Below are 3,523 nucleotides of genomic sequence, written 5' to 3' on the forward strand. Positions count from 1 at the left end.
GGCGCGCGCGGCGAAGGTGTTGTAGAAGCCGACGCGCTCGGCGGCGCCGAACAGGTCGATCTGTTTCTGCACGCCCTGGTTGGGCTCCTGCCGGCGTTGCAGGTCCAGGCCCAGGCACAGGCTCAGCACCTGGTGGCTCAGGCACACGGCGAGGAACGGCCGGCGCTCGCTGAGCAGCGAACGGATGGCCAGGTGCAGGTGGCCGATCTTCGGCTGGCCGATCTCGGTGGGGTTGCCCGGGCCGGGGCCCATGATCACCAGGTCGTAGCCGTCGAACGAGTACGGCTCCTGGAAGCCGCGCACGGTCACCGTCAGGCCCAGCGACTTGAGCTGCTTGGCGATCATCGAGGTGAAGGTGTCCTCGGCATCGACGATCAGCACCTCGCGTCCGGACAGGTCGGCCTGCAACTGCTGGCGCTCGCTGGCGCCGCGCAGCCAGAAGTCGGCGATCGGCGCGTTGCGGCTGGCCAGCGCCGCCACCACGTGCGGGTGCGAGCCCAGGCGCTGCGGCGCCTGGCTCTTCAGCGCGGCGATCAGCCCGGAAGCCTTGGCCCGGCTTTCCGCCGCCTCGCCCAGGGGATCGGAGTGACGCACGATGGTCGAGCCGACGCCGATGCGCAGGCGGCCGTCGCCCTCGATCTCGGCGGTGCGGATCAGGATCGCCGAGTCCAGCGTGCGCCCGCCCTGGCCATCGCCGCCGATCAGCGCCGCCACCCCGCTGTAGTAGCCGCGACCCTGCGGCTCGTAGCGGCGGATCACCCGGCAGGCGCTTTCCAGCGGGCTGCCGGTGACGGTCGGGGCGAACAGCGTCTCGCGCAGCACCTCGCGCACGTCGCGGCTGGTCTGGCCCTCGATGAAGTACTCGGTGTGCGCCAGGTGCGCCATCTCCTTGAGGTAGGGACCGAGCACCCGGCCGCCGTCCTCGCAGATCCGCGCCATCATCTTCAGCTCCTCGTCCACCACCATGTACAGCTCGTCGGCTTCCTTGCGGTTGTCGAGGAATTCCATGACCTCGGCCAGGTTCGGCCCGGCCGGCGGGTAGCGGTAGGTGCCGCTGATCGGGTTCATCACCGCCAGGCCGTCGCGCACGCTGATGTGTCGCTCGGGCGAGGCGCCGACCAGGGTGCGTTCGCCGGTGTGGACGATGAAGGTCCAGTAGGCGCCCTTCTCGCGCAGCAGCAACTGGCGGAAGAAGCTCAGCGCGCTGGCCGTGGCGTAGCCGTCGATGCGCGCCTGGAAGCGCCGCTTGATCACGAAGTTGGCGCCTTCGCCGCGACCGATCTCGTCGGCGATGACCCGCCCGACCACTTCGGCGTAGGCCTCGTCGTCGAGGTCGAAACCTTCCTCGCTCAGTTCCAGCGCCTGGTTCGGCAGCAGCGCCAGGGCCTGCTCCAGCGGCAGCAGCTCCTGCTCCAGGACCTTCAGCGCCAGCAGCGGCGTGCCGTCGTCGAGCGCCTCGAAGCCGCGCTCGGCGATCTGCCGGTAGGGAATCAGCGCCAGCAGGTCATGGCGCGGCAGGCCCGGGCCGGGCTCGTCCAGCGGCAGGTCGGCCAGGCCGTGCAGTTCGAGCGCCTCGCCGCGGATCACGTCGAGCAGGCCCGGGCCATTGCTTTCCGGGCGGTAGAGCAAGGCGAACGGCGCCGGCCGTTCGAGCAGGCGCTGCAACAGCGATGTGGGCAGGGCGTTCATTCCAGCACCTCGTCGGTGGTGACCACCATCGCGCAGCGGCTGGCGGCGTATTCCAGGGCCATGCGGTGGTGCGCCTCGCTGAAGTCGGCGATGGCGTCGGCCACCAGGAACGGCTGGATGTCGTTGGAGTAGGCGTCGACCGTGGAGATCAGCACCCCGACGTGGGCGTATACGCCGCACAGCACCAACTGGTCGCGGCCGGCGGCGCGCATCCGCTGGAGCAGGTCGGAGTGGAAGAAGGCGCTGTAGCGCCACTTGGTCAGCAGCCAGTCGTCCGGCCCCGGCGCCAGCTCCTCGACCACCTCGCGGTCGGCCGGACTGGCGCGCATGCCCGGCCCCCAGAAGTCCTTGAGCAGGCCGCGCTGCTCCTCGGTCATGCTGCCCGGCTGGGCGGTGTAGGCGATCTGCACGCCCTGCTCGACGCACCAGCGGCGCAGCCGCGCGGCGTTGGCCACCAGCCCGGCGCGCAGGCTCTCGGGCAGCGGGCGCAGGAAGTAGCGCTGCATGTCGTGCACCAGCAGCACCGCGCGCCGCGGCTCCAGGCTCCAGCGCGCCAGGTTGGCCGGCAACTGCTGGGCGGTCGGCAAGGGATAGGCGGTGATTTCGGGAATGCCGCTCATGCCACGGTCTCCAGGGGGAAGGTTGCGCTCGGGATCGCTTCTGCGCCGGACCAGGCCATCACCGCGCTGAGCGCCTGCCAGGGGTTCAGCCGCGGATCGCAGAGGCTGGTGTAGTGCCGGCTGACCTGGTGCAGGCCGCTGGAATCGGCGACGCACTCGGTGACGTCGTCCGGGGTGGTCTCCAGGTGCAGCCCGGCGGCCACGCCGCCGGAGCCGGACACCGCCAGGCGGAACGCCGCCACCTCCTCGGCGATGCTGCGCACCAGGCGGGTCTTGTTGCCGCAGGGCGCGACGATGGTGTTGCCGTGCATCGGGTCGCTCAGCCAGATCACCGGGTGCCCGGCCGCGCGCACCGCCTCCACCAGCGGCGGCAGGCGCTCGCCGACCTTCTGCGCGCCCATCCGCGCGATCAGCGTCAGGCGCCCCGGCTCGCGGCGCGGGTCGAGGCGCTCGCAGAGCGCCAGCAACTGGTCGCGGCCGATCTCCGGACCGACCTTGCAGGCCACCGGGTTGAGCACCTCGGCCAGCAGCGCCACATGGGCGCCGTCGACCTGGCGGGTGCGCTCGCCGATCCACGGCCAGTGGGTCGAACCGAGATAGACCCGGCGCTGCTCGTCCTCGCGCAGCATCGACAGCTCGTAGTCGAGCAGCAGCATCTCGTGGCTGGTCCAGACCGGCGAGGCATTCGCCTCCTGCCCGGACGCGGCGTCCCAGCCCAGGTGGCGCATGATGTTGCGCGCCGCCGCGTAGCCCTTGAGGATCCGCTGCGGATCGGCCCGGCGCTGCTCGGCATGGGCCTCGCGGCCGTTGACCATGTCGCCGCGATAGACCGGCAGGGTCTGCTCGCCGACCTGCTCGTGCGGCTTGGAACGCGGCTTGGCGTACTGCCCGGCGATGCGCCCGACGCGGATCACCGGCCGCCGGCCGGCCAGGCGCAGGGCGCCGGCCAGCAGTTCCAGCACGGCGGCCTTGCGCGCCACGTTCTCGGCATGGTGGTCGTCCATGTCCTCGGCGCAGTCGCCGCACTGCACCACCAGCGCCTCGCCGCGGGCGACCCGCGCCAGGGTCGCGCGCAGGGCCAGGATGTCGCCGGCGCGGATCAGCGCCGGACTGCCGCGCAGGTACGCCTGCACGTCGCGCAGGCGCGACGGATCGCCCCATTCGGGTTGCTGCAGCGCTTCGCAGCGCCGTACGCGTTGCAATAGATCGTCCAT

General features: G+C 71.5%; 3 protein-coding genes. All 3 read right to left on the reverse strand.

All coding sequences use genetic code 11. The annotated features are described in order from the left end of the window. The coding region (gene phzE, locus FHW81_RS30485; RefSeq protein WP_031631786.1) for a phenazine biosynthesis protein PhzE at nt 1–1,689 on the reverse strand (1,689 nt) is incomplete at its 3' end. Then, entirely contained in the window at nt 1,686–2,309 is a 624-nt protein-coding gene (phzD, locus tag FHW81_RS30490; protein ID WP_003093625.1) for a phenazine biosynthesis protein PhzD, read from the reverse strand. The genes phzE and phzD, both read right to left, overlap by 4 nt. Next, complete coding sequence (gene phzC / locus FHW81_RS30495; RefSeq protein ID WP_003093621.1) at nt 2,306–3,523, reverse strand: phenazine biosynthesis protein PhzC; 1,218 nt, start codon at nt 3,521–3,523, stop codon at nt 2,306–2,308. The genes phzD and phzC overlap by 4 nt, the downstream gene beginning before the upstream one ends.

This window comes from Pseudomonas sp. RC10-4-2 (assembly GCF_050433085.1).
In the GTDB taxonomy this organism is placed as follows: domain Bacteria; phylum Pseudomonadota; class Gammaproteobacteria; order Pseudomonadales; family Pseudomonadaceae; genus Pseudomonas; species Pseudomonas aeruginosa.

Coding starts and splice junctions, on each gene's coding strand:
- phzC (WP_003093621.1), bottom strand. CDS start 3,523: ATGGACGATCTATTGCAACGCGTACGGCGCTGCGAAGCGCTGCAGCAA.
- phzD (WP_003093625.1), bottom strand. CDS start 2,309: ATGAGCGGCATTCCCGAAATCACCGCCTATCCCTTGCCGACCGCCCAG.